Raw genomic sequence first — 22,439 nt, forward strand, 5'->3', positions numbered from 1 at the left:
CAGTCGTTCACGCTTATCACCCTGGATTAATCGCCGATCGCCGGGAAAAAATATCTAGTCAGTCTTTGGGCGATCGCCCGTCGTCTGTCCTCTGTTGAGAACCTAGCCCTCGTTAATTATGACCCAATTTGACGAATTGCAGCCCCCCGAAGGGTTAACCCCACCCCCATCGCCCCCGGAAAGTTCACCTCCGGCGAGACCGATTGCCCCGGTGTGGTCCTGGGTCAACCACTTACTGGGGGCCGGTTCTGACTATGAAAGAGGGAACCGACTGTATGAACAAAAAAATTATGCCGGGGCCGTTACATTTTATGACAAAGCGATTCAAAAAAAGCCCACCATGCATCGGGCTTTGCTGAAACGCGGCACGGCCCTAATGAATCTACATCGCTATGAAGAGGCGATCGCCGGTTATGATGGGGCGATTCAAGTTAACCCCGATGATTATTGGGGCTGGACCTTCAGAGGTCGGTGTTTGTTTCATTTAAGCCGATATCAGGAAGCCTTGGCATCTTTGGATCAAGGCATAGAAATTAATAGCAACCAATATGAAGCTTGGTATTTCCGAGGGCGATCGCTCTTAGAACTCCAACAATACAAATCCGCTGTTACCGCCTTCAATAAAGTCGTCAAACTCAAACCCAAACTCTCTAGCGGATGGTATTACCGAGGTCTGACATTCCTGGCCCTCGATCGCCCGGAACCGGCCCTAACCTCCTTACAACAAGCCGTTGCCCTGGACCCCCAAAACCCCGCCGCTTGGTTCAATCAAGGAGTCGCCCTCGATCGCCTGCAACGCTATAGCGAAGCCATCACCGCTTACGATCGCACCCTGCAACTGGTCCCAGAAAATGCCGCCTCCTGGTTTAATCGCGGCGTCGCCTTGGAAAAGTTGCAACGCTATACCGAAGCCGTCGCCTCCTTTGATCGGGTGATTCAATTTGCCCCCAGCAATCCCTTAGTCTGGTTTTATAAAGGCCGCGCCCTCAAACATCAATGGGTAGAAGCGGCGATCGGCTGTTTTGATAAAGCCATTGAATTACATCCCAACTGGCCCGAAGCTTGGATGAATCGAGGCATTGCCCTCTCTGATGCCGGTCAGTATGAACTGGCTTTAACCTCCTTTGACCAAGCCACTAAAATTAATCCCAATTTATCCACCGCTTGGTTAGGGCGCGGCATGGCTCTGTATGGGCTGGGCCGCTATAAAGATGCCATTCAAGCCCTGAGTAATGCCATTCAAATTCAGCCCAATTTTCCCGAAGCTTGGTATCACCGAGGACTGGCTTTAGAGCAACTCAAAAAATATGAAGAAGCCCTGACGGCTTATGAAAAAGTTGTACAAGTTACCCAAGAACCCATGTTTCTGTATCGGTCCTGGGTGAAGCGCTCAGAAGTGTTGGAAAAACTCGAACGTTATCCAGAAGCCCTTGATGCTTTTGCGAAAGTGCTCGAAGTTAAACCCAACGATGCTCAAGCTTGGATGAAACGGGGGGATTTACTCTCATTAGCTCAACGGTATATTGATGCAATTGTGGCTTATGACCAGGCGATCGCCATCTGGCCCAACCATTATGAACCCTGGATGAAACGAGGGAGAGTCCTGAGCAAAATTGGTCAATATCCCCAGGCGATCGCCGCTTATGATACGGTGATCCAAATGAAACCTACCCATTCCCCCGCTTGGTTGCGCCGTGGAGAATGCTTGGAGAAATTACACCGCTATCCAGAAGCTGCGAGATCCTACGGCGTGGCTCTCGAAGTTGACCCCTCCTGTACCGATGCGATCGAAAAGCGCAACCGCCTCCATGAAAAACTGGCACAAGATCCGGTTTTTCCCAATGAAACCGATTTAACTTAGAGGGAAAAAGTCCGTTCGTTTCCCTTTTATTCAGGGTGAAGCTATGTTAAAACGAATCACAGGAATAACAGCCATCGGATTGATTCAACTGGGGATATTCCCCGATCTGGCCTTGAGTGCTAACCCCGATCACCTCTTGCAGCTACAAACTGGGAATGAATGTCGAAACTGTGACCTCAGTGGTGCGGATCTCACCGGGTTAGATTTACGGGGGGCAGATTTGATTGGGGCCAATTTGCGAAAAGCCACTCTCAGCCACGCTAATCTGATGGGTGCCAATTTAACCGGCGCTGACCTTCAAAATGCCATTTTGATTGAGACAAATTTGTTTAGTAGTAACCTCAGTTATGCCAATCTCAGTGGTACAAATTTGCAAGATGCAATTTTAGTGAGTGCGAATATGAATGGTACCGACTTTACTGGTGCAGTTCTTGAGGGCAGCAGTGGCGTAGAAGTCGGCAGTCAGAGTTTAGAATAATAAATTGCGTAGGGGACTATAGGATAGGTATCCGATGACATTCAGGGGACAAGAAAAAGGGAGTGGGAGCATCTTGCTCCCTCCTGCTATTAGGGAGCAAGATGCTCCCACTTCTGCATTCGATAGTCATCAGGATTTAGACTCGTTATAACCCGCGCTAACCCTTGCTCAAATTCTCTGATTTAGGGCATGAAAATTACTAAAATCCTGCCAATTCATTATGCGATTATCTTATATTCATTCCGGGTTATGGTTGCTGATGCTGGCTGCGGTGCAGTTAGCGTTGTTTCCCCTTTTTGTCGAGATGATGTTCCAGGAACAATTCATTCTCGGGGTAATTGAATGGGGCGGATTGCTTCCCCAGACACCGGGGAATTGGCAGTTGATTTTCTGGATACAGGCCGTTGCTTCCGTTGCGGCTATCCCTCTGCTAGGAAAGTTTTATTATCCACAAATGGGAGCAGACCTCAAGAAGATATTCAGGGGAGAAAATACCAAGGTATTAAAGACTGCTATCCTCAGTGGATTCTCCCTGTTTGTGGCGTGGGAGGCGATCGCCATGAGTTGTTGGCAAATTCCCCCTGGGGTGGTGGTGGGATTTTTCCTGATCTATCCGATTTTAACCACCCTTGGGGCCTGGAAATTCTGGGGATATCGTCCCCATCAAACCCGAATTACGGCGATGACGATTGTCACCATTGGCAGTTTATTCGCCTTAAAAGTTCCTCCGATGTTTGCCGCAACTCCCATGCAAGGTTTTTTGGGAATTCTGGCGGCAATTGTGGGGGGGATTGCTTTTGCTGGTTATTTGCTGTTAACCTATCGCGGGACGCGATCGCTTCATCCCCTCCCTTTTAGTGCGATCGCCTTGGCAACTCTGCTGGGATGCGCTTCCTTGAGTTTAATCCTCCCGTTACCCGGGACTGCGATCTCAATGTCCCTCTCGGAGTTACCCCGTTTGATGGTAGGGAGTCTGATTTTAGGGAGTTTAACCTTAGTCGGTTATTCGTTCACTGCTTATGGGATTTTACTCGCTGGGGTGACGCGCGCAGCGATTGCGATCGCTACTGTCCCGGCGTTGTTTGTTCTATTTGGCTCAATTCTGATTCAGGATGTGCTCGATCTAAAACAAATCTTTGCTTTAGTGATTGTCATTTTAGGGTTATTAGTCTTAATTACTGAACCGATGGTTCGGCAAGATTGGTATGATTAATCCTGGGGAATCGATGGAACCGCTATCGTTCCATCGTTATCAGGTACATTTTGGGGAGTGCGAGCATCTTGCTCGCTATCGTCAAGAGCATGATTTAGAGAAAATTTAGCCAATCCAGGGATAAAACATGGTAGAGGGCGATCGCTTAATCTTGCGGGACTGTTGCTTACTCACTGGGGAACGGGTGGATATTCAGGTTGACGAGGGAACGATCGCCGCGATCGCCCCCCATCTCTCCGGGGGGGCTCCTCGTGAACTGAATGTTCAGGGCCACCTGGTGAGTCCTCCGTTTGTTGAATCTCACATTCATTTAGATTCAGCCTTAACTGCCGGAGAACCCCGGTTTAATCAAAGCGGTACCTTATTTGAGGGGATTCAAATTTGGGGGGAACGCAAGCCCAAATTGACCCGGGAGGATGTCAAGCAACGGGCAGTCGCCACCTTGAAACAATTGGCCTCCCAGGGGGTGTTATTCGTTCGTACCCATGTGGATGTGAGTACCCCGGACCTCACCGCGTTACAGGCGATGTTGGAAGTGAGAGAGGGGATTAAAGAATTTGTCACATTGCAGGTGGTGGCATTTCCCCAAGATGGGATTTATGGAGCGGTGCAGACGGAAGAATTGCTAGAAGAAGCGTTAAAACTGGGAGCGGATGTGGTGGGGGGGATTCCCCACTATGAATTGACTCGGGAGGATGGGGTGCGATCGGTTCATCGCATCTTTGAACTGGCGCAACAATATGACCGATTAATTGATATTCACTGCGATGAAATTGATGATGACCAGTCGCGCTTTTTGGAAGTGGTGGCTGCTTGTGCCATTCGCAGTGGTTTAGGGGAGCGAGTGACTGCTTCTCATACTACGGCTTTTGGGTCTTATAATAATGCTTATGCCCATAAATTGATGGGATTTTTGAGGCGATCGCAGATTAACTTTGTGGCAAATCCCTTAATTAATATTACCCTGCAAGGACGGAGCGATACCTATCCCAAACGGCGCGGTATCACCCGAGTCAAGGAATTATGGCAACAGGGTTTAAATGTTTCTTTAGGACAGGATTGTATTCAGGACCCTTGGTACAGTTTGGGGACCGGAAATATGCTCGATGTGGCTTATATGGCGCTTCATGTTTGCCAGATGACTGGGGTTGATGAAATGAATGCTTGTTATGATATGGTCACGAATCACGGGGCAAAAACGCTCCAAATTGAACAGAATTATGGTTTAGAACTGGGTAAACCGGCCAATTTAATCATTTGGGAAGCAGAGAATAAATTGGAGATATTGCGCCGTCGTCCTCCGGTGAGATATGTGATAGCGCGAGGCAAATTACTCGCGCAAACCCAACCTGCCATTACCACTTGGGAGCTGGACAACTGGGGTGAGCGGGTTGAATGTTGAGATGAGAAAGGATGAATCGTAGGAGTTCCTTGGAGAATAGGGGATATAGACCGATGAATCCGGAAATATCATGGAGTGAATTAATGGGGAGGGGGGGGGTCATCAAGTTCGGAAATCGCCCGGAGAATATTTTGATAATCTAAATGCTCTAAATAATAGTCTAACTGTTCTGCTAAGGTCATATTTTGCGGTGGGAGTTGAACAATCAGTTGCTGAATCTCACTGGCATCAGCTCTGTAGATAGCCTGAGTCATTTGAACAATCCATTCGCTAGAGAGGTGGGAGTGAGCAAATCGTTCAGACTTCACGGATTTAATCGCTTCCAAAATGGTATGATAATCAAAATTTTCTAGGCAATCTCGAATAATTTGCTCTAGTTCGCCGCATTCTGAGGGAATTTCTGAAACCAGGCGATTGAGTCGTTCATCATCAAGGGCTAAAGTCGCATATTCGAGGTCACAAATCAGGGAAGTGGATAATTTTCTTAAATTGTTCCATTGATCTTCTCTGAAGCGCAATTTTTCGCTTAAAATAGAGGTTATTTCTTCGTAAATATAGGAAACCCCCAAATGTTCAGAAATTTTTTCAAAAACTTTGGATTCTTGAATGGGTTTAATCAGGAAATCATCATAGCCAGCGGATAAAATAGCCGCTTTATCTTCTTCAAAAACACTGGCAGTCACCGCGATAATGATGGGGAGTGACCCTTGACAATTGGTTTTGATTTTTTGGGTGGCTTCGCATCCATTCAGGATAGGCATTCGCAGATCCATCCAGATTAAATGGGGGTCAAAACTGTGGTACATTTCAACAGCTTCTTGTCCATTTGTGGCTTCTATTACCTCAAATCCCACCGATGAAAGCATCGTAGTCAGCAGTGTGCGGTTAGTAGCTTGGTCATCAGCCACCAAAATCCGATAGGTGGGTTGATTGGGGGCGATCGCCACGACTCGTGGGGACCAAGTTTGCTCTCCAGAGTGGTCTGTTGATTCCACAGGTTTAACGGCAATTTGAAATTTAAAAGTTGTTCCCACATTGGGTTCAGAACTGACTGTAATTTCGCCTCCTAGCAGGCGGACATATTTACGGCAAATCACTAACCCAAGTCCCGTCCCTTCTGCTGCTGCCCTGCCCGTTTCCGTCTGTACAAAAGGCTGGAATAACTTGCTAATTTCCTCGGAACTAATCCCTTTGCCGGTATCGGTTATTTCAAAACTTAAAAAGGTTTTTTCCGGGGCGATGATGGCATTTACGCGCAATTTAATTTCTCCCGAGGGGGTGAATTTAATCGCATTACTCAAAAGGTTGATTAAAATTTGCCGGAGTTTGAGGCGATCGCTCTCAATGGCGATGGGAACCCGGTTCTCTACGATAATATCTAGATTCAACCCTTTTTCACGGAGCTTGAGGCGAAACATCTCTTCCAGTTCGACCAACATATCTTTTAAGATAAATTCCGTCCAATTAATCGGAATTTTATCGTCATAATTTTCAATTTTCGATAAATCTAAAATATCATTAATTAAATTAAGTAGATGTTCTCCACTCCGATAAATAATCCCTAAATTATTTTTTTGTTCGCGAGTTAAGTTAGAACTATGGGTCAACAATTGAGTGAACCCGAGAATCGCATTCAGAGGAGTCCTTAACTCATGGCTCATGTTCGCGAGAAAGCTACTTTTAGCCCGATTCGCCGAATTCGCTAACTCTACGGCCTGTTGTAGGGCTTCTTCTGTCCGTCGCCGAACCGCGATTTCAGTCTCAAGTTCCTGATTTTTTTCTTCTAACTTTTGCTTGAGTTTTTTATTGGTTAACTGAGCTTCAATTCTGACTAAGATTTCTTCCGACCGAAACGGTTTGGTAATATAATCATTAGCCCCATTTTTAAATGCTTCGAGTAAATTTTCTACTTCATTACTAGCGGTTAAGAAAATGATTGGAATTTCGCTAAAATTAGGGTTTTTCTTTAAAATTTCACAGACTTCTAGGCCGCTCATTTCTGGCATCATCAAATCCAGTAGAATCAGATCCGGATGGGCGCTTTCCACGCGGGCTAAAGCTTGTTTACCACTCGGGGCAAAAGTAGTTTCATACCCCGCTACTTCTAATATTTCACCAATAACCTGGAGATTTTGTCTGACATCATCTACGACTAAAATTAAACAATCCTCGGGTTTAAATAGCAACATAAAAATTGGGGTTTGACGGGTAAGAATTAAACAGCGGCACCGGATCGTGATTCAAGGAATGCCATATCATCAGAGAAAATTATAGGCAAGTTGGGCCTAGGAGTCCCTAAAACAAGCGGAATTCTGGTTTAGGGAGGACAACGGACGGGAAGGGGTGTGGATTGAGTGGACTGCAACCGGGGAGGCTTAGGGAATCAATTCCCTGGACGAGATTTTCTCAGCCGGAACCCTCAAACCCCGTGAAATTTGACTCATAATAATGAGCGTCTAACCTCGGGGAAATTTTCTAGGGTTTTAGGCAGGCGTTCCCAGTCAAAGGCGGCTATCTGGGTTTGGAGAGTCGTCGCATAATCTAAGAGTGCCTGACACTGATATTCTAACCCCCAAGCGTGCAAGCGATCGCTAAACTTTCTTAAGTCACGTCGTTTCATGGTTTGAGACAATATCGGCCAGGTTGTTTCTTCTTCCAGACGGAGTTGTTCAAGTAAAACCGGCAATTTCTGTACCACTTCCCGATCCTGGGGTTGTACCGTTTCCCAAATTGGCTCACTTGAGGAAGAAAGCGTCAGGGCTTTTTCCCCTTCTTCCGGGGGTAAAATACTCTTTAACAGGGAAACCAGTTGCGATCGCATCAGGGGTTTACGCAGAAACCCCTCGCATAAGGATTGGACGAGGGCTTCATCACTGGATCGCGAAGAAGCAGTGACCACCACAATCGGTATCTGCTGGGTTTCTGGGTTGTTCTTGAGAAATTTGGCCACTTCGATCCCGTTAAACTCAGGCATCCACAAATCCAGTAAAATCAGATCCGGTTGGGAGGCGATCGCCTGTTCAATGGCTTCGCGACCATCCCGAGCAAACAGCAGTTGGTGCTTTGTTTTGCCAAAATACCCCGCAATTAACTCTAAATTCGACGGGACATCATCCACGATTAAAATCGTCCCCGGTTGGAACTGCTCTAAATTTTCATCCACAGGTGCAGACTCGATTTTTCCAATCTCCGTCCTGGCAATTTTTACCTCGGGAAAGACAAAGGTAAAGGTACTGCCGCGATGGAGTTCACTCCTTAAGTGAATCGTTCCTCCCAGCATTTCAGTGAGTCTTTTAGTAATGGCTAACCCTAACCCAGTGCCGCCATACTTCCGAGTTGTTTTACCATCATTTTGGATAAACGCCTCAAAAATCTGCGCTTGGCGACTGGATGCTATCCCGATCCCTGTATCAGACACTGTTAACTCTAAACTCACGTGGAATGGGTCGCGGGACCTGGACAAATCAGCCGTTAAAAAAATCGTTATATTCCCCTGTTCTGTAAACTTCAGGGCATTACCCACCACATTAAAGAGGATTTGCCGCAAACGGACTTCATCAAAGACAATCCCCTCCGGCACCGAGTCGCTAATTTCAACAAATATTCCCAGACCCTTAGCTTCGGCCTTCTGCGAAAAAATCTGCTGGATATCTCGCAATAACGCTCGAATTAATACAGGCTCATAGTTTAGTTCCAGCTTCCCGGATTCAATTTTAGACAAGTCCAGAATATCGTTAATCAGTACTAACAAGGTTTGACCACTGATGGCAATCGTCTGAAGATAGGACTGCTGTTGTGGCTCATCGATCATGGTTTTGAGTAATTCGCAAAATCCTAAAATAGCATTCATCGGGGTGCGAATTTCGTGACTCATATTGGCCAAAAACTCGCTTTTTGCTTGGTTAGCCGCTTCCGCTTTTTCCTTGGCCTGTTGCAGTTCCTTTTCGATCTGCTTGAGTTCGGTGATATCCATTTCCAGACCATCCCAAATGGTACGACCATCCTCCATCCGACGCGGCACTGACCGCACTTGAGACCACTGAATTTGACCGTCCTGGTTGTACTTCCTCATCTGCATTTCAAAGATTGTCAAATTTTGAAAAGATTCTTCCGTAAGTTGGATATTCAAAGCTTGATCTTCAGGAACAACTCGGTTGTGCAATAAGGTCATATCCGCTAGAATTGCCTCCGGATCCAGTCCAATTAACCGTTTAATTCCCGCACTGATATAAGAAAAATGATAGCGTCCATCGGGTTCACGGACTATCTGATAAATTAGCCCTTTATCGAGGTTGTCTCCGAGGTTTCGCAGGATCATTTCCTGTTCTTGGAGGGCGAACTCAGCTTGTTTGCGATCGCTGATATCTTCGATAATGTAAGAAAATCTCGGATGAACACTGGAGATTCCAAAAATTGGACAGACACTAGCCGCTAACCATTTTTCACCCCGAGGGGTGAGATGCTTGTACTCAAATTTAACCGGCATTCCTGTGTCTTGGGCGGCGCAGTAGTGACTCAACCAAATCTCCAGGGCCACTGGAGAAATACCCATCTCCGTAGCGAAGCGATTTTTCATGGCTTCGGTGGTTGTGCCAAAAAATTGGGCGCTGGCTAAATTGTCGGTCAAATGCCGAATATCATCAGGATAGAGTTCCACAATTCCCATCAGCATGGAAGCACTATTAAAGAAGCTGCGGAGGGTAGATTCGCTCTCCTGTAACGCTTCTTCTGCCTGTTTGCGATCGGTGATATCTTCGGCAATTCCCACAAAGCGGTAGGATTCCCCAGACGGATTTTGGATGGAAAAGGACCGCGCCCGAATCCAGCGAATTTCTCCCTGGGGTTGCACGATGCGGTAGATTTCATCGAAATCGCTTCCTTCGCTAATTTGCTGCATTAACCTTTGGCGAATATGCTCGCGGTCCTCGGGGTGAACCGATTCTAACCAATTCCGAGGATTTTGATATAAACTCTGGCAATTCATACCCCAAATTTGTTCATAAGCGGGACTGATATAAATCATCTCCCCAGATTGAGTCAGGATAAAGAAAACTTCGCGTATATTTTCAGCAAGTTGTCGGAATTTTTCTTCGCTTTCCCGTAATTCCTGCTCGGCGAGTTTAGCAGAAGTGATGTCTTGGAATGTGCCAAAGAATTCGACTCTTTCTCCGGATTCATTAAAAACGGGCTGCCCTTTGGCGAGGATATAGCGCAGAGTGCCATCGGGCAAAAGAATCCGAAATTCATGTTTTTCGAGGAATTCTGCGGTGAACAGACCCTCAACATTCCCAGGAAAATCAGGTAAATCCTCCGGGTGAATTCGCTGTAAGAATTCGTGATAAGTGGGTTCGGTAGCTTCGGATTCAAATCCGAAAATCCGAAAGGTTTCTTCAGACCAGAGGACCTTTTGCGTGAGCAGATTAAAGGACCAGTTCCCCAAATGAGCGATGCGTTGCGCTTCGAGTAAGGCATTTTGACTTTGGCGGAGTTTTTCTTCGACCAATTTGCGATCGCTCACATCTAAAACAATTCCATGCCAGACGATATCCCCATTTTCTCGCTGCTCCGGTTGCGAGTTCCCTTGGATCCATTTGATTTTTCCCGAATGGGTAATAATTCGCCATTCATGTTTAAACACGGTCAAGGTTTCCCCGGCGGCTTGAAGGACCTCAAAATATCCGGCTTTATCTTCCGGATGAATGGTCTCAATAATCGCAGCCTCTACATTTTGAAAGACTTGGGGCAAGGGAATTTCTATGATTTCTTCAATGGCCTGATTAATATATTCAAATTCTAAAGACTGATCCGGATGTTGAACGAGGGAATAAATATTTCCTGGTACAGCTCTAGCCAGATTTTGCAGCCGATTTAACGTAATTTTTAAGATTTCTTCAGACTGCTTGCGATCGGTCATATCAATGGACATTCCGATCATGCGATTGGAGATTCCGGTCCCATCAGGGACAACCTGAGCATGGACCTGAATCCAGCGCCATCCCAGCTCACTGAGGGGAAAACAAATTCGATATTCTGTTTTAAACCCTCCCCCATAGCGAATTGCTTCTTCATGTAAACCCTGCAATTCTTCTCGATCTTCGGGATGCACAAGAGCGAGGTATTCTGGGTAGGACATCACTTGAGGAACTGAATCAAAGGTTGTGGTCGAGAAGACGATCTGATGGGTTTTGAGGTCTCGTTCCCAAGCAATGGTATTGGAAACTTCTAAAGCTAACCGTAAGCGCGATTCACTGTCTCGGAAAGCCGCTTGAGCGGCTTGGCTTTCCTGATAGAGATTCGCTTGATGAATGGCAATCCCCAAGGGGTCCACGACTCGACGAACCAGTTCGATTTCTTCTTCGTGCCAAGGGAGGTATTTTGGACTCCATAAACTCAGGGAACCCCAGATCGTGCCGTTCACGGCGAGGGGAACTAATAACCAAGCTCCTTGGCGATCGCGCGCCAATTCTTCATTAATCGGGTCGTCAATGGTACTGGTATCCACCACCACCACTTGCAGTTGCTTGAGTTGTGCAGCAAAGGGATTACCTTCATCGGGGATATCTTCCGCGACGTCTTCGGGTAATTCCGACTCGGGATTATAGGAATATAAATGAGTCCAAACCCCCTGTTCGGGGAGATAACGGACGATGGAAGCACGCTCAAAGTCCACCAGTTTGGCAATCCCCGTGGTGGCAGTGGAGAAGATTGTGCTTAAATCAAGGGATTGATGGATAGCTTGAATCACCTGGTTTAAGACTTGTTCTTGCTGAGTTTTGCGCCCTAGGGCCTGTTCAGCTTGTTTGCGGGTGCTGATATCCGTCACCATTGCCAAACTTCCTACATACTCTCCCGCTTCATTAAAAATTGGCGTTGCCGAGAGCAGGGTCCAAAGGGGTGAGCCATTTTTGCCATAAAAGAGGAAGTCATGCTGTTCGACGATTCCTTGTCTACGCCGTTCTAATTTTTCTCGGGCCTCTTGTTTTCCGGCTTCATCCATAAAATAAAGGAGGGATTTTCCCAGCATTTCTTCTGGGGTATATCCAAGGAGTTCAGCCATTTTGGGATTGACAAAATTCGTACAATCTTGGGCATCAATGCTCCAAATTCCCTCATTGGCTGTTTCTACGATGCGGCGATATTGTTCTTCCCTCTGTTTGAGGGCCGCTTCCGCCTGCTTGCGCTCGCTAATATCCACAGTGACCTGGGTCACAAACCAGCAGTTTTCCTGGGGTTCAAATCGGGAGGTATATCGGGCCGATAAGTAGCGAAGGCTCCCGGATTTAGACTGGAATCGATACTCAAAACTGCTGGTTTTTTCTTGAAAAATCTGCTCAAATAAAGGTAAAATAACGTTCTCGATATCCTCCGGGACGATGCGACCCATCCAAATAGATTTATCCTGCAAAAAGTCCTGGGGAGTATAGCCAAAGACAATTTCACATCCGGCAGATAAATAATCTATTGTCCACTCTTGATTACTCAAGATTTTAATTCGCACGATCGCGGCGATCGAGCTATTGAGAATATCATTTAACTTTTGTTCGGAGGCAGTGAGTGCCAGTTCCAGCGCTTTGCGATCGGTGATATCTTCAGCAAACCCGATGAATCGTTCCGGGTTACCGGCTGCTTCCTGCAAGAGGTTAATTTGAGCAAAAATCCAGCGAATTTCCCCATCCGGTCGCCGGATCCGATATTCTCTTTGTACCGGCTTCCCGGTAAGTTGTTCAGCGACAGAGGCTTCCACCAAAGCGCGGTCTTCTGGGTAAATTGATTCCTGCCAGGAGTTAGAATCTTGATACAAACTTTCACAACTTAGTCCCCAGATTTCTTCGTAAGCGGGACTAACATACATAAACTCTCCCGTGGTGGCCGATCGCACAAAAAACACCTGTCCAATCTTCTGGACAATCTCCCGAAACCGTTCTTCACTCTCGCGCAACGCTGTTTCAATGGCTTTGCGTTCACCAATGTCTTTCAAAATAGAAAGAATCACCGGCTCTCCATCCAGTTGAATGACTTCACAAGAAACCAGCGCAATTTTAATCTCTCCGGATTTGGCCCGCCAGTGCAATTCCTGATTTTTAACCACCCCAGTTTCCCTAAGTTGTTGCCGGATGATATCCGCTTGTTCCTGGTCAACAACCAGATTAATATCTTTCGAGGTATGATTGATAATTTCATCATATCCATACCCCGATAATTCTAAAAAAGCATTATTAACATCCAGCAAGTGTCTACTGTGGACATGAGTAAGGAGAATCATATCGGGACTGCGACGAAAAATCGTAGCATATCGAGCTTCAGACTCGCGCAAATTAGTCTGGAGACGTGCAAAGGCATCCCGCAATTGTGCGGACATTTGATTGAACGATCGCGCCATCTCCGCCAGTTCCTGAATGGGCAAATTTTCATCCAGATTTCGCTGCAAATCCCCGTGCGCTAAAGTCGCAGCAGTTTGGCTGAGGATCACAATCGGACGAGCAATCCACTGCGTCACCCAGGTCCCCAGAGCCACAGCTATCATGATGGCGAAGACTCCCAACCCCATGCTCTGTTTAAAGGATTCATTCAACGGTCCCATTAAATCCGCTTCCGGGAGCACCGTGACAATCCGCCAATTCAGGCTATTCTCTCCATTTTGACCATTTTGATAGGGCTGGCTATGGGCAAAATAATGTTGACCTTGCTCCCTAAAATCCCACTGATCGAGGCTCTGTTTTTGACTCCGATTCGACAGTTTTGAAAGCAAATAGTCCCAATTTGAGCGCAGAAAATGAGGAAAACTGTCCCGGTCTTCTTTCCACTGAATCAGGGTCGGGACACGGTGAAATAAAGGGGATTCCCCCGTAGAACTCGCAATTAAGTTTCCATCCGGTTCCAGGATTAAAATAAACCCAGACTCCCCTAACTTAATTTGTTTTAAAAACTGATTGACCTGGCTCAGAGGTAAATTAATCCCAAAAACTCCGGTCAGGGTTTGAGTAACAGGGTCCCTAATCGGCCAACTCGCATTAATCGCAAACTCTTGGCTATTCCAAAGTTGAAAGGGAGAAGTCCAAATCGGTCCTTGCTGCTGTTTAGCCGCCAGATACCAGGGACGTTCTCGAATATCCCAATCCGACGAGATCACTTCCCGTTGTAGCGGTTCTAAGCTCCGTTGACCGTTAGCATCAATCTCGTATTCATCAAAAGTCTGAATCGGGGAATGATTCATCACCCCTAGGGTCGTCTTCCCCTCCAAATTACGAGCAATTCTGAGTTCCCCTTGTTCATTAGCATACAGAATAGAGGGAATCTGATTGAAGCTGGAAATTTCCCAGATGAGCTGGCGTTCTATCTCCTCTAAATTATCGGGGTTGAGGCGCTCAAACGCAACTGCATTCACATTACTGCGATTAATCTGTTCGGCTAGAGCGAAATAGTTATCCAAGTACAAATCCACCCTAGCCCCCGCTTTCGTCATTAACTCGTGGGCCATCAGACGGGTTGCCTCATGAGTGCGATGCAAAAACAGCGAATTGGTCAGTCCGACGGTCAAAACTAAGAGGAGGACAAGGGGCACATTTAATACAAGTTGCAGGGGAATTTTTAGTTTAAATCTGGAAAAAATAGCTCCCATAGCCAGTTATCCAACGGTAAAAAACTCAATCAGAACCCTGAAAAACTCATGTTTGGCCGCCGATCAATTTATTGATTTTTCTGTCTCGGCTTCTTCTAGAAATCATCCCTGTATTGATGAGCGCTTCGACCCTGAATTGACTGGAAAGTGGCCCAATTCAACCGAGTGAGTTTGACCGAATGTCCCTTGAACCGTTCATCGGGATGAACTGATGGCGCAACATGAACCCGGAGCTGGGGGGTTTTTCTCTGACCCCCCAAAACTCCCGATTTTGGTTCTACTTCTGTCCTGTAGTTTACCCGATTTTTATTCAGGGTTGTCTAAAATCGCCTAAAATAGTGAATTAATACCGTGATATAGGAGTCTAAACGTGCCTAAAGAGCCAGATAAGGATACCCAAACTCAAAACGTTCAGGATAGCACAAACCCGGGCAGCCAAATCACTAAATTAGCCTCGGGTCCTCATGGTCGTCCGATCGCCGCCAATAATAACCCCGCGAAGGAATCGGAGTTAATGGGTTATCTGGATTAAGGGATTACAAACGCTGCGGAAGCGGTCAGTCGATGGCCATCATTCACCTTGTCGCTGAAATGAGCGCGCCACCACCCCTATCTTTTCCCGCTCTGATTGGGGTGGAAACGGGCGCTTCAGTCCGGTTATTTTGGGACTGGGGATTATGCTATCTGGGTGATTCCGTAAAGTGCCTAAACGAGGCTTGATCTCAAGCTCTAAAGGGTTGAATCGCAAAATCTCCCAGGGTCACGGTATAGCTAGAACGCACTTGGGCGATCGCAAACTTAATAATCACCTCACAAGCGACTGCCACGGTGAGGGTGACTAAATTTCTCGCCAACGGATAATCGCAAATATCATCCTGAACCGGGGAAGGAATCCGATACAGTTCGTTCCAAATGATTTCTGCATAATCCGTCGCCAGTCCTACATGAAGACAGGGGATTTCCTGAGTGGCGCACCAATCTGCCACGGCTTTTCGAGACCCACTATTGTCAAAGGTATCAATCACTAAGTCGGTTTGATTTCCGATGAGTTTATGGGCATTTTCCGCCGTCAATTCTTTAGTTTGAATATCAAGTTTAATCCCCACTGCCCGATAGAGACTGTTGGCTAAAATCTTGGCTTTAAATGCGCCAATATCGGAACGATAGTACGGCTGAGTGGACAGATTGCGCTCCTCAATGCGATCGCGATCGATCACTGTGAGCCGTTGGCAGCCACTGCGGGCTAAACTTTCCGTCAGATTCGCCCCCAAAGCACCCGCCCCACAAATCGTCACCGGAAATCCTTGAAGTTTCCCCATGACTTCCGGTGTTCGATACAGTTGTTCATGAAAATAAATTGACATTTTTTTGGGTAATGTTTCAAAAAACAGTTGATACGGAATAGAAAAAATCCACACCCTCAAGGGTGGGGCTACAGGGACGAAGCCCGCCTGCGCGGGCTGAAGAGGAAAGTCGGTCTTTGACAACTGGATTTGGTAGGAGTAAACTTAATCAAAGCCTTCATCTCGATTTTCAATCACCCCAATTAGGGATTGTAAATCAAAATCGCGGTCCCTTCCGCTCAAACAAATCCCGGAACTGAATACAGTTAAATCCTGTTTATAAATTGCGGAAGTATGTTGTTCTCCGTTCCGGGTAGTCCAGTGAACAGTCCAATACTCATCTCCATTTTCCTGAAAACTTTGTAACTCACCTCCGCCCATTTTTAACGCGGCTTGCAACCGTTTTTCATCCTGGTAATGCTGCCAATTGGGATTAAATTCGGCCATTTTTCCGCAGACTTGTTCATAAACCGTTCGCATTTCTGGCGTCAGTCCTTTAAAACTCAAGTCTTTGGGCTGAGTTAAGCGCTTTAACTCGGTTTTAAGCTGTTCTGTGGGCATGGGGTCGGCACGGCGATCGCCAGATTCAAACCAGCCATTTTTGCCATCCCAACGCACGACTACGGGGTCAAACTTTCCCCCTTCTCCCACCAAATGGACCACCACAGGTTTCACCGTTCCCGTACGCTGACGCCAATCTGATTCATTCATGGGATAAGCCAACCAAGTTTGACCCTGCAACGGATAAGCTAACCACAACCGAGCTTGGGGAAATTGCTCCAAATATTCGGCAATTTGTATGAACTCTGCGGGTTCGATTAGCTGGGCTTTTCCCGGCGTATTTGCCTCAAAAATTCCCCACCCTTCAAACCCTCTAGGTTCAATTTCAAAGGTGTAAATGATTCCCGCCATTCGTAGTCGAACTCGTCCCCCTTGCACCGCTGGGGCGAGAAACTGTTTCCCCTGCAAATCAGCCTCTTGAATCGCCAATTGTTTGAGCAAGTTACGAATATTTTTCATAGGCTTTTCTCCTGAAACGATTTTCCTAATTTATCCAGAATTTTTGTGGGTTTAAGGAAGGAATAGAAAGCGAGACGGTCCCACTCTTTTATCTAGTTTTTGGGGAGCATCTCAATTTGTCCAAGAGACCTAACCCCCCAACCCCCTTCCCTCAGAGGGAAGGGGGAGCCGGAAGGGGAGCCGGAAGGGGGAGCCGGAAGGGGAGCCGGAAGGGGGAGCCTCAAAGCCCCTCCCCTCTGAGGGGAGGGGTTTGGGGAGAGGTCAGACTGGTTTTTAGGCAAAATTGAGATGCTCTCATTTTTTGGAAGTTCGGTTTATCCCAGAAGCAGATATTTTGGCGGTACTTCATCCACGAGCCAAACCCCATTATCCGAACAGTAAAATAAATGCCCATCTTGGTGCATTTTGGCAGCTTTAATGGTGAAAATTACAGGTTTTCCTTGACGCATTCCCACCTGTCTAGCGGTGTCAATATCCGGGGATAAATGAACATGATGGCGCGATCGTTTTTGTAATCCCTGGGCGAGAATTGACTCAACCGCTTGATGTCCCGTGCCATGATAGAGGATATCCGGGGGACAACTCGGTTCAAGTTGCAAATCTATGGGAATACTATGCCCTTGATTCGCCCGAATTTTTGTGCCGGTGGAATCGAAGGAAAAGCGCTGCTTATTGCTTGTTTCCACCACTAAATTCAGTTCTGAACGGGTGAGGGGGAACTGGTGAGCTTGTGCGGCTGCGAGTAAGGTTTCCACGGCCACCCACCCCCCAGGTTCCAGTTCTAATCCGATTTCTTCGGGATGGTGTCGCAAGTGATAACTGAGATATTTACTGATTTTAATCAGTTGATAATTTTGGGTCATTACATTTTCCGGATTGAGTTGGCTAAATAGTCCCGAGGGTTTTCAGACCCAATCCATCAAAGGTCTACTTTAAGCTGGTCACTCTGCGGATTTGGGCTTTGATTTTTTGGAGTTCCCTTAATCCCGAATTTAACCCTTTTCTATTAAACAAAAGGATAGGTAAATTCAGAGAGTAAATCAATCCGGCCTTTGCGTAATACAGCCGGATCTAGTCGTTCCGTTGTATTGCAAGTCATTAAAAACACCAATTTTTGTTGAGCTTGGATTCCCTCCGTATCTAAGATGCTTTGATATAAAGTGCCATCGAGTAAGCTGAGGATATGTTCAGTTTTATTACTGCGTTGAGCGGCTTCGCTGCCCCGGTCTTGGGCGAGGTTATCTGCTTCATTAATAATGATGCAAATTTTTTCTAAATAAGTCGGGGGAACGAAATTTTCTACGGCATCATGGTCGAGAATAAAAATCACATATCCCAAGGGGACTAGAATTTCTTTGGCAACAGCTTGGGTCCAAGCAGTTTTGCCGGTTCCCGGTGCGCCATGAACGAGGACGGCGAGTTGAGGTTGGGTAAAGATGGCCTCTTGGACGCGATCGCTAAAGCTTTGAATATCGGCAGGAAAGGTGCGAATGGGAAATTCGCTATGAACTTGACCGACACGGCTTTGATAGCCACTGAGCATGACTGCTAGATTGTAGGTGGCTTTGTTAATGAGCGATCGCAAGTCGTTGGCAATCAGAGTATATTGAAATTGATTACGCCCTATATTTTGAATGCGCCCGAGGTGGTCGATTTGTAGCCAAATATCCTGTTTTTTCCAATAGGCATAAACGGTCCCGATGATTTCAAGGCGCTCCCAAGTGGAAAATCGCTCGATGGGATAATAAAAATGCCGGTCTTGGTAATATTGGGTAATCAAATCGGGCCGACCCAAGAGGTCGAGAACTTTGAAAATGGTAATCTCTTGGAGGCGTTTGAGGACGTAATCAATGGGGATGCTGTCTCGGCTAACTAATTGCACCACGGGGGTTTCTGCTGCCAGCATATCGGCGGTGCGATAATTGGGTCCAGCCGGTGCGGGAGTAATGTAATCCCAAAACTCGTTGAAATCTCCTCGGGTGTATTCGGAAAAGACATTTAAAATATTGGCCCACCAGGTGAAATTTTGACGACCTAACGCATCGGCAATATCACTACTCACATCTAAGGTTTTGTGGGCCAATTCCCAGGGGTCTTTAGCGGCGAGATGGAAAAAATAACCCCAATCAAACTCCCGGGATAAGGGCCGCCAACCCGCGCCCAGTAATCCCCGGTCTTGATTAGATTGGCGATCGCTAAGTTCGTTTCCGTTGTCAAAGTTGCCAAATGCCATAATTTAAGTGAGTTTTGATGGCCTAACTAAACTAAAAGTTTGCACTGAGCCTTGAATGGGTTGGAAAAATTAAGCCTTTATTGAAATCAGCCCTTAGAACAAATGGGTTTCATCCCCTCAAGAATAAAAACCGGTTCTTCGGGGTTTATTTAACTGATTATCCTGCTACATTTATACCAATTGATGACAGCAAAATGACTGAAATGAATGTGATATTTTTCATAAAGTTCCTCCAGATAGAATGTTAACAAAAATGGGGGGCGATCGCCGAGTCAATGAGCTGGGGGATGGGGGTGAGTGATTCTGCCCATTCTCCTAGCTGTCCTCCTGGGAATTCCGATCGGTGCCGTTGGTCCGAGTCCTCCATTGGCAGCATGGCGATCGCCATGCAGACGTTGGGGACTGATCTCAGGAGCAAACATCCTTGGGGTATATCTTTACAGGGAAGGCGATCGCCCCCTTTTTAACTGTATGGCAATTTAAAAAGTTAGGCTTTTGATACTAGCATAATACACATATGTTACAGGCTTGTCAAGAGGGGAAAAAATTTTTTGGGGTCGGTATTTATCCCCAGTCTAAATGAAGAGGACAATTTTACACCGGAGTGGGAGCAACTTGCTCCCGACTCCAGGCAGATGCTGCAACGGATTAATTGGAGGCTCAGAATGATTTAGACCCCCTCTATCTGGGGTCTAGGGGTACGAGGAGGGGTAGAGATCTGGTATTGAGCTGAAATCTCCCATGACAGGTTGTTCATCCTTCTGTTGGCCCTTATTCTGAATCTAAGGGTTCTGAAGTAGGATAGGCAGGCTATAGTAAAAGAAGGAAGCCACCCAGGATAAAATCGAGGGGTTCTATTATGCAATTAGCCGATTCAGAGATTGATTTATTTTACCATCTATACTATTCTCTTTTAACTTACGTGAACCAAAAAATTGGTCTTTTTGCAGGAGTTGGTGCTTCCGAAGGAATGTCAGAACTGACGCCTCTACAGGTGAATGAACTGCGTCAGCAACTCTATGCCTACCCCTATCTTTTTGATTTGTTTGCCGAAGAAAATCCCCTGAAATTTTCTCCAGATTTACTCGATATTGTTTCGAGTTGGCACAATTTTATTTCAGGGAGATTTTATATTTATAGTTATCAAAAAAATTATGCCGTGTTAATTGCCGATCGCCCTCCGAGTAAAGCCTACGGGGTATTAGCCTTAGATTGTCCCTTTCCGGAACTGGTCGGGAGTGTGTTGCCGGTGATGGTGGAAACGGTACTTTTACCCTTTAAAAATAAAATTATCTACGATGGCACGTTACAAGCCTATCCCTTTTATTTAGGCTTGAGCATTAAAGGGAGTCTCACTGAAACCTATCATCATGCCGTTGAAAAATTTGGAATTATCGCCTCTTTGACCGAATTGGAGGCAGAGTCCCAAGCCCCAGAACCGCAGTCCGAGGATGAACTCGGCCCCCTGAGCGATGGCGATCGGCTAAAATTTTATCTCCAGAGTGAAAAGAATCGCAAAAAATATGAAGCTCAAATTCAAGAATTGGTCGAGAAAGCTGGAGATTTAAAAGTTATTTATTACCAAGAAATGGGGCGGTTATACGCAGAAATTTATCGGGAGCGTTGGCGAGAAATTGGGATGAAAAAGGGTTGGATTGCCCTGTTTGAAGAAATGCCGATCGCCAGCGGTGCTACCAAAGCCGAAGTCGAGGGAATTTTAAAGAAAATCATCCCTGCCGATCGCCGAAAATTTGTCTATATTTTTCGTCTCAAACCCGGCGATCGATAAAATCAGAAAAACTCGCACCCTTTCCCTCAGAGCTTGGAAGGGAAAGCGCTTCACCCCCTGACCCCCGACATCGGAGGGGATACACTAGGAACAAATTAGGGTGCTACAGGGTTAAACATCGATTAGAATCACCGTCTGGTGAACATGAAGATTTTCTACGGGACTCCAGAGGTGGCCCCACGAATGGCAAATCAACGAATCATCAAAAACAACAAATTGAGTTTACAACTAGGGCAGATTTACCGATGGATGGGATTTTGCATCATGATGTTAGCGGCGGTTTGCCTAGCGCTTCCTGGGCGATCGCAAGATTCTGCCGGGGTGATGCGCTTGATGCAAACCAATCAGTGTTCAGCCTGTATTCTGACGGGGGCCAACCTGAGTAATATGGACCTCACGGGTGCGGATTTGAGTGGTTCTAACCTCACCAGTGCCAATCTCCGAGGGTCCGATTTGAGAGGGGCCAACTTGACCGGGGCTAACCTCACTGGGGCCAACTTACAAAGTGTCAATCTTCGCGGGGCGAATCTGACTGGGGTCAACCTCACTGGGGCCAATTTATCTCGGAGTCAGCTCGTGGGGGCAATTTTATTTTTAATTAACCTCGCCAATGCCGATTTGTCCGACGCCAATTTAAGCGGGACCGATCTCAGCCGCATCTACATCGAGCAAGCCAACCTGAATGGTGCACAACTCCAGGGGAGCAATCTCACGGGTGCGGAACTTTTTGGGGTGACTCTCAACAATGCCAACCTCAGTGGGGCAATTCTCAATAGTGCCAATCTCAGTGGTGCCAGTGCGCGGCAAGTGTTCCTGCAAGGAGCACAGATGCAAGGAACCAGTCTCAGAAATGCTATCCTGACCACGAGTAACTTGCGAGGAGCTTTGTTAACCCAAGCGGACCTCTCCGGTGCCGATTTATTGGATGCCGATATGCAGGGGGCTGTTCTTGATGAGGCGATTTTGATTAATACTCAGATGAGAAATGTCGAGCTTCAGGGAGCGAGTTTAGAGGGGACAATTCTCTCCGGTGCGGACCTAGAGGGGGCAATTCTCACCGGGGCCACCTTCCGCAATGTCCAACTCACCGGCACGAATCTGCGCGGGGCGGATCTCACTCAGATTGAGATTGAGAATGTAGATTTTACCCAAGGGACAATTTGTGACGCGACTTTACCCGATGGCAAAACCGCCCGATGCCGTTAACCGGAGTTTTCATCCAAAATTCCTTGTTACCTAGGCGATCGCAAAATATCAATCCTCCAAACGTTCAAAGGTATGTGTAGGGGCGCAATGCTTGCGCCCAAAAGAGGGCCTGCGCATTGCGCCCCTACATTGAGAAGGCTACTCCGTTGATCCGTCACTACGAACGAACGTTTTGGAGATTTTATTTTTTGGAGTTCCCCTAAAGGCGATGGGGGGGTTTTTTCCAGTCCCGAGGGAGCGCGGGGCCCTGGCCCTGACTTGGGTCTTTTTGAATC

At 46.7% G+C, this 22,439-nt stretch carries 14 protein-coding genes; 7 read left to right on the plus strand and 7 right to left on the minus strand.

The features are described 5' to 3' along the window. Positions 1–118: 118 nt before the first annotated feature. The 4 genes from NG833_RS05220 (at position 119) to codA (ending at position 4,954) form a co-directional block, all read left to right on the plus strand. On the plus strand, positions 119–1,861 hold the full coding sequence (locus NG833_RS05220) for a tetratricopeptide repeat protein (protein WP_254564248.1): 1,743 nt from the start codon (positions 119–121) through the stop codon (positions 1,859–1,861). A 43-nt stretch (positions 1,862–1,904) separates the two neighbouring features. Beyond that, positions 1,905–2,339, plus strand: a complete 435-nt coding sequence (locus NG833_RS05225) for a pentapeptide repeat-containing protein (protein WP_254564249.1) — start codon at positions 1,905–1,907, stop codon at positions 2,337–2,339. Between the two features lie 220 nt (positions 2,340–2,559). Then, the gene (locus NG833_RS05230) at positions 2,560–3,552 is read left to right on the plus strand and encodes a DMT family transporter (RefSeq protein WP_254564250.1); all 993 of its coding nucleotides are present in this window, start codon (positions 2,560–2,562) and stop codon (positions 3,550–3,552) included. 127 nt (positions 3,553–3,679) lie between these two features. Next, on the plus strand, positions 3,680–4,954 hold the full coding sequence (gene codA, locus NG833_RS05235) for a cytosine deaminase (RefSeq protein ID WP_254564251.1): 1,275 nt from the start codon (positions 3,680–3,682) through the stop codon (positions 4,952–4,954). Positions 4,955–5,034: 80 nt separating this feature from the next. Here codA and NG833_RS05240 read toward each other — a convergent pair whose 3' ends face one another. Together NG833_RS05240 and NG833_RS05245 are read right to left on the minus strand one after the other, a co-directional pair. Further along, positions 5,035–7,143 carry a response regulator gene (locus tag NG833_RS05240; protein ID WP_254564252.1) on the minus strand — a complete coding sequence of 703 codons (2,109 nt, stop codon included), beginning with the start codon at positions 7,141–7,143 and terminating at the stop codon, positions 5,035–5,037. A gap of 251 nt (positions 7,144–7,394) precedes the next feature. After that, a complete protein-coding gene (locus tag NG833_RS05245; protein WP_254564253.1) occupies positions 7,395–14,516 on the minus strand; it encodes a PAS domain S-box protein in 7,122 nt (2,373 codons plus the stop codon). Positions 14,517–14,943: 427 nt separating this feature from the next. Here NG833_RS05245 and NG833_RS05250 point away from each other — a divergent pair, with 427 nt between their 5' ends. Next, positions 14,944–15,105 carry a hypothetical protein gene (locus tag NG833_RS05250; protein ID WP_254564254.1) on the plus strand — a complete coding sequence of 54 codons (162 nt, stop codon included), beginning with the start codon at positions 14,944–14,946 and terminating at the stop codon, positions 15,103–15,105. 190 nt (positions 15,106–15,295) lie between these two features. Here the strand turns inward: NG833_RS05250 and NG833_RS05255 are convergent, their stop codons facing one another. The 5 genes from NG833_RS05255 to NG833_RS05275 all read right to left on the minus strand — a co-directional run bounded on the left by NG833_RS05255 (position 15,296) and on the right by NG833_RS05275 (position 19,587). Further along, positions 15,296–15,937, minus strand: a complete 642-nt coding sequence (locus NG833_RS05255) for a ThiF family adenylyltransferase (RefSeq protein ID WP_254564255.1) — start codon at positions 15,935–15,937, stop codon at positions 15,296–15,298. A gap of 144 nt (positions 15,938–16,081) precedes the next feature. Then, positions 16,082–16,936 carry a hypothetical protein gene (locus NG833_RS05260; protein ID WP_254564256.1) on the minus strand — a complete coding sequence of 285 codons (855 nt, stop codon included), beginning with the start codon at positions 16,934–16,936 and terminating at the stop codon, positions 16,082–16,084. A gap of 314 nt (positions 16,937–17,250) precedes the next feature. Then, positions 17,251–17,799: an RNA 2'-phosphotransferase gene (locus tag NG833_RS05265; RefSeq protein ID WP_254564257.1), complete on the minus strand. Its 549-nt coding sequence runs from the start codon at positions 17,797–17,799 to the stop codon at positions 17,251–17,253. A 143-nt stretch (positions 17,800–17,942) separates the two neighbouring features. Next, positions 17,943–19,169 (minus strand): AAA family ATPase, encoded by a 1,227-nt coding sequence (locus NG833_RS05270; protein WP_254564258.1) that lies wholly within the window; start codon positions 19,167–19,169, stop codon positions 17,943–17,945. 244 nt (positions 19,170–19,413) lie between these two features. Beyond that, a complete protein-coding gene (locus NG833_RS05275) occupies positions 19,414–19,587 on the minus strand; it encodes a hypothetical protein (RefSeq protein WP_254564259.1) in 174 nt (57 codons plus the stop codon). Between the two features lie 441 nt (positions 19,588–20,028). Between NG833_RS05275 and NG833_RS05280 the strand changes: the two genes are divergently transcribed. Together NG833_RS05280 and NG833_RS05285 are read left to right on the plus strand one after the other, a co-directional pair. Further along, complete coding sequence (locus NG833_RS05280) at positions 20,029–20,958, plus strand: hypothetical protein (RefSeq protein ID WP_254564260.1); 930 nt, start codon at positions 20,029–20,031, stop codon at positions 20,956–20,958. 183 nt (positions 20,959–21,141) lie between these two features. Further along, positions 21,142–22,164: a pentapeptide repeat-containing protein gene (locus tag NG833_RS05285; RefSeq protein ID WP_254564261.1), complete on the plus strand. Its 1,023-nt coding sequence runs from the start codon at positions 21,142–21,144 to the stop codon at positions 22,162–22,164. Positions 22,165–22,439 lie beyond the last annotated feature (275 nt).

It is taken from the genome of Oscillatoria sp. HE19RPO (assembly GCF_024220515.1).
GTDB lineage: Bacteria > Cyanobacteriota > Cyanobacteriia > Cyanobacteriales > Laspinemataceae > Laspinema.

Bases quoted from the DNA above. Each gene is read 5' to 3' on its own strand.
- NG833_RS05270 (WP_254564258.1), bottom strand. From the start codon at position 19,169: ATGGCATTTGGCAACTTTGACAACGGAAACGAACTTAGCGATCGCCAA.
- NG833_RS05225 (WP_254564249.1), top strand. From the start codon at position 1,905: ATGTTAAAACGAATCACAGGAATAACAGCCATCGGATTGATTCAACTG.
- NG833_RS05220 (WP_254564248.1), top strand. From the start codon at position 119: ATGACCCAATTTGACGAATTGCAGCCCCCCGAAGGGTTAACCCCACCC.
- codA (WP_254564251.1), top strand. From the start codon at position 3,680: ATGGTAGAGGGCGATCGCTTAATCTTGCGGGACTGTTGCTTACTCACT.
- NG833_RS05260 (WP_254564256.1), bottom strand. From the start codon at position 16,936: ATGAAAAATATTCGTAACTTGCTCAAACAATTGGCGATTCAAGAGGCT.
- NG833_RS05285 (WP_254564261.1), top strand. From the start codon at position 21,142: ATGGCAAATCAACGAATCATCAAAAACAACAAATTGAGTTTACAACTA.
- NG833_RS05280 (WP_254564260.1), top strand. From the start codon at position 20,029: ATGCAATTAGCCGATTCAGAGATTGATTTATTTTACCATCTATACTAT.
- NG833_RS05265 (WP_254564257.1), bottom strand. From the start codon at position 17,799: ATGACCCAAAATTATCAACTGATTAAAATCAGTAAATATCTCAGTTAT.
- NG833_RS05240 (WP_254564252.1), bottom strand. From the start codon at position 7,143: ATGTTGCTATTTAAACCCGAGGATTGTTTAATTTTAGTCGTAGATGAT.
- NG833_RS05230 (WP_254564250.1), top strand. From the start codon at position 2,560: ATGCGATTATCTTATATTCATTCCGGGTTATGGTTGCTGATGCTGGCT.
- NG833_RS05255 (WP_254564255.1), bottom strand. From the start codon at position 15,937: ATGTCAATTTATTTTCATGAACAACTGTATCGAACACCGGAAGTCATG.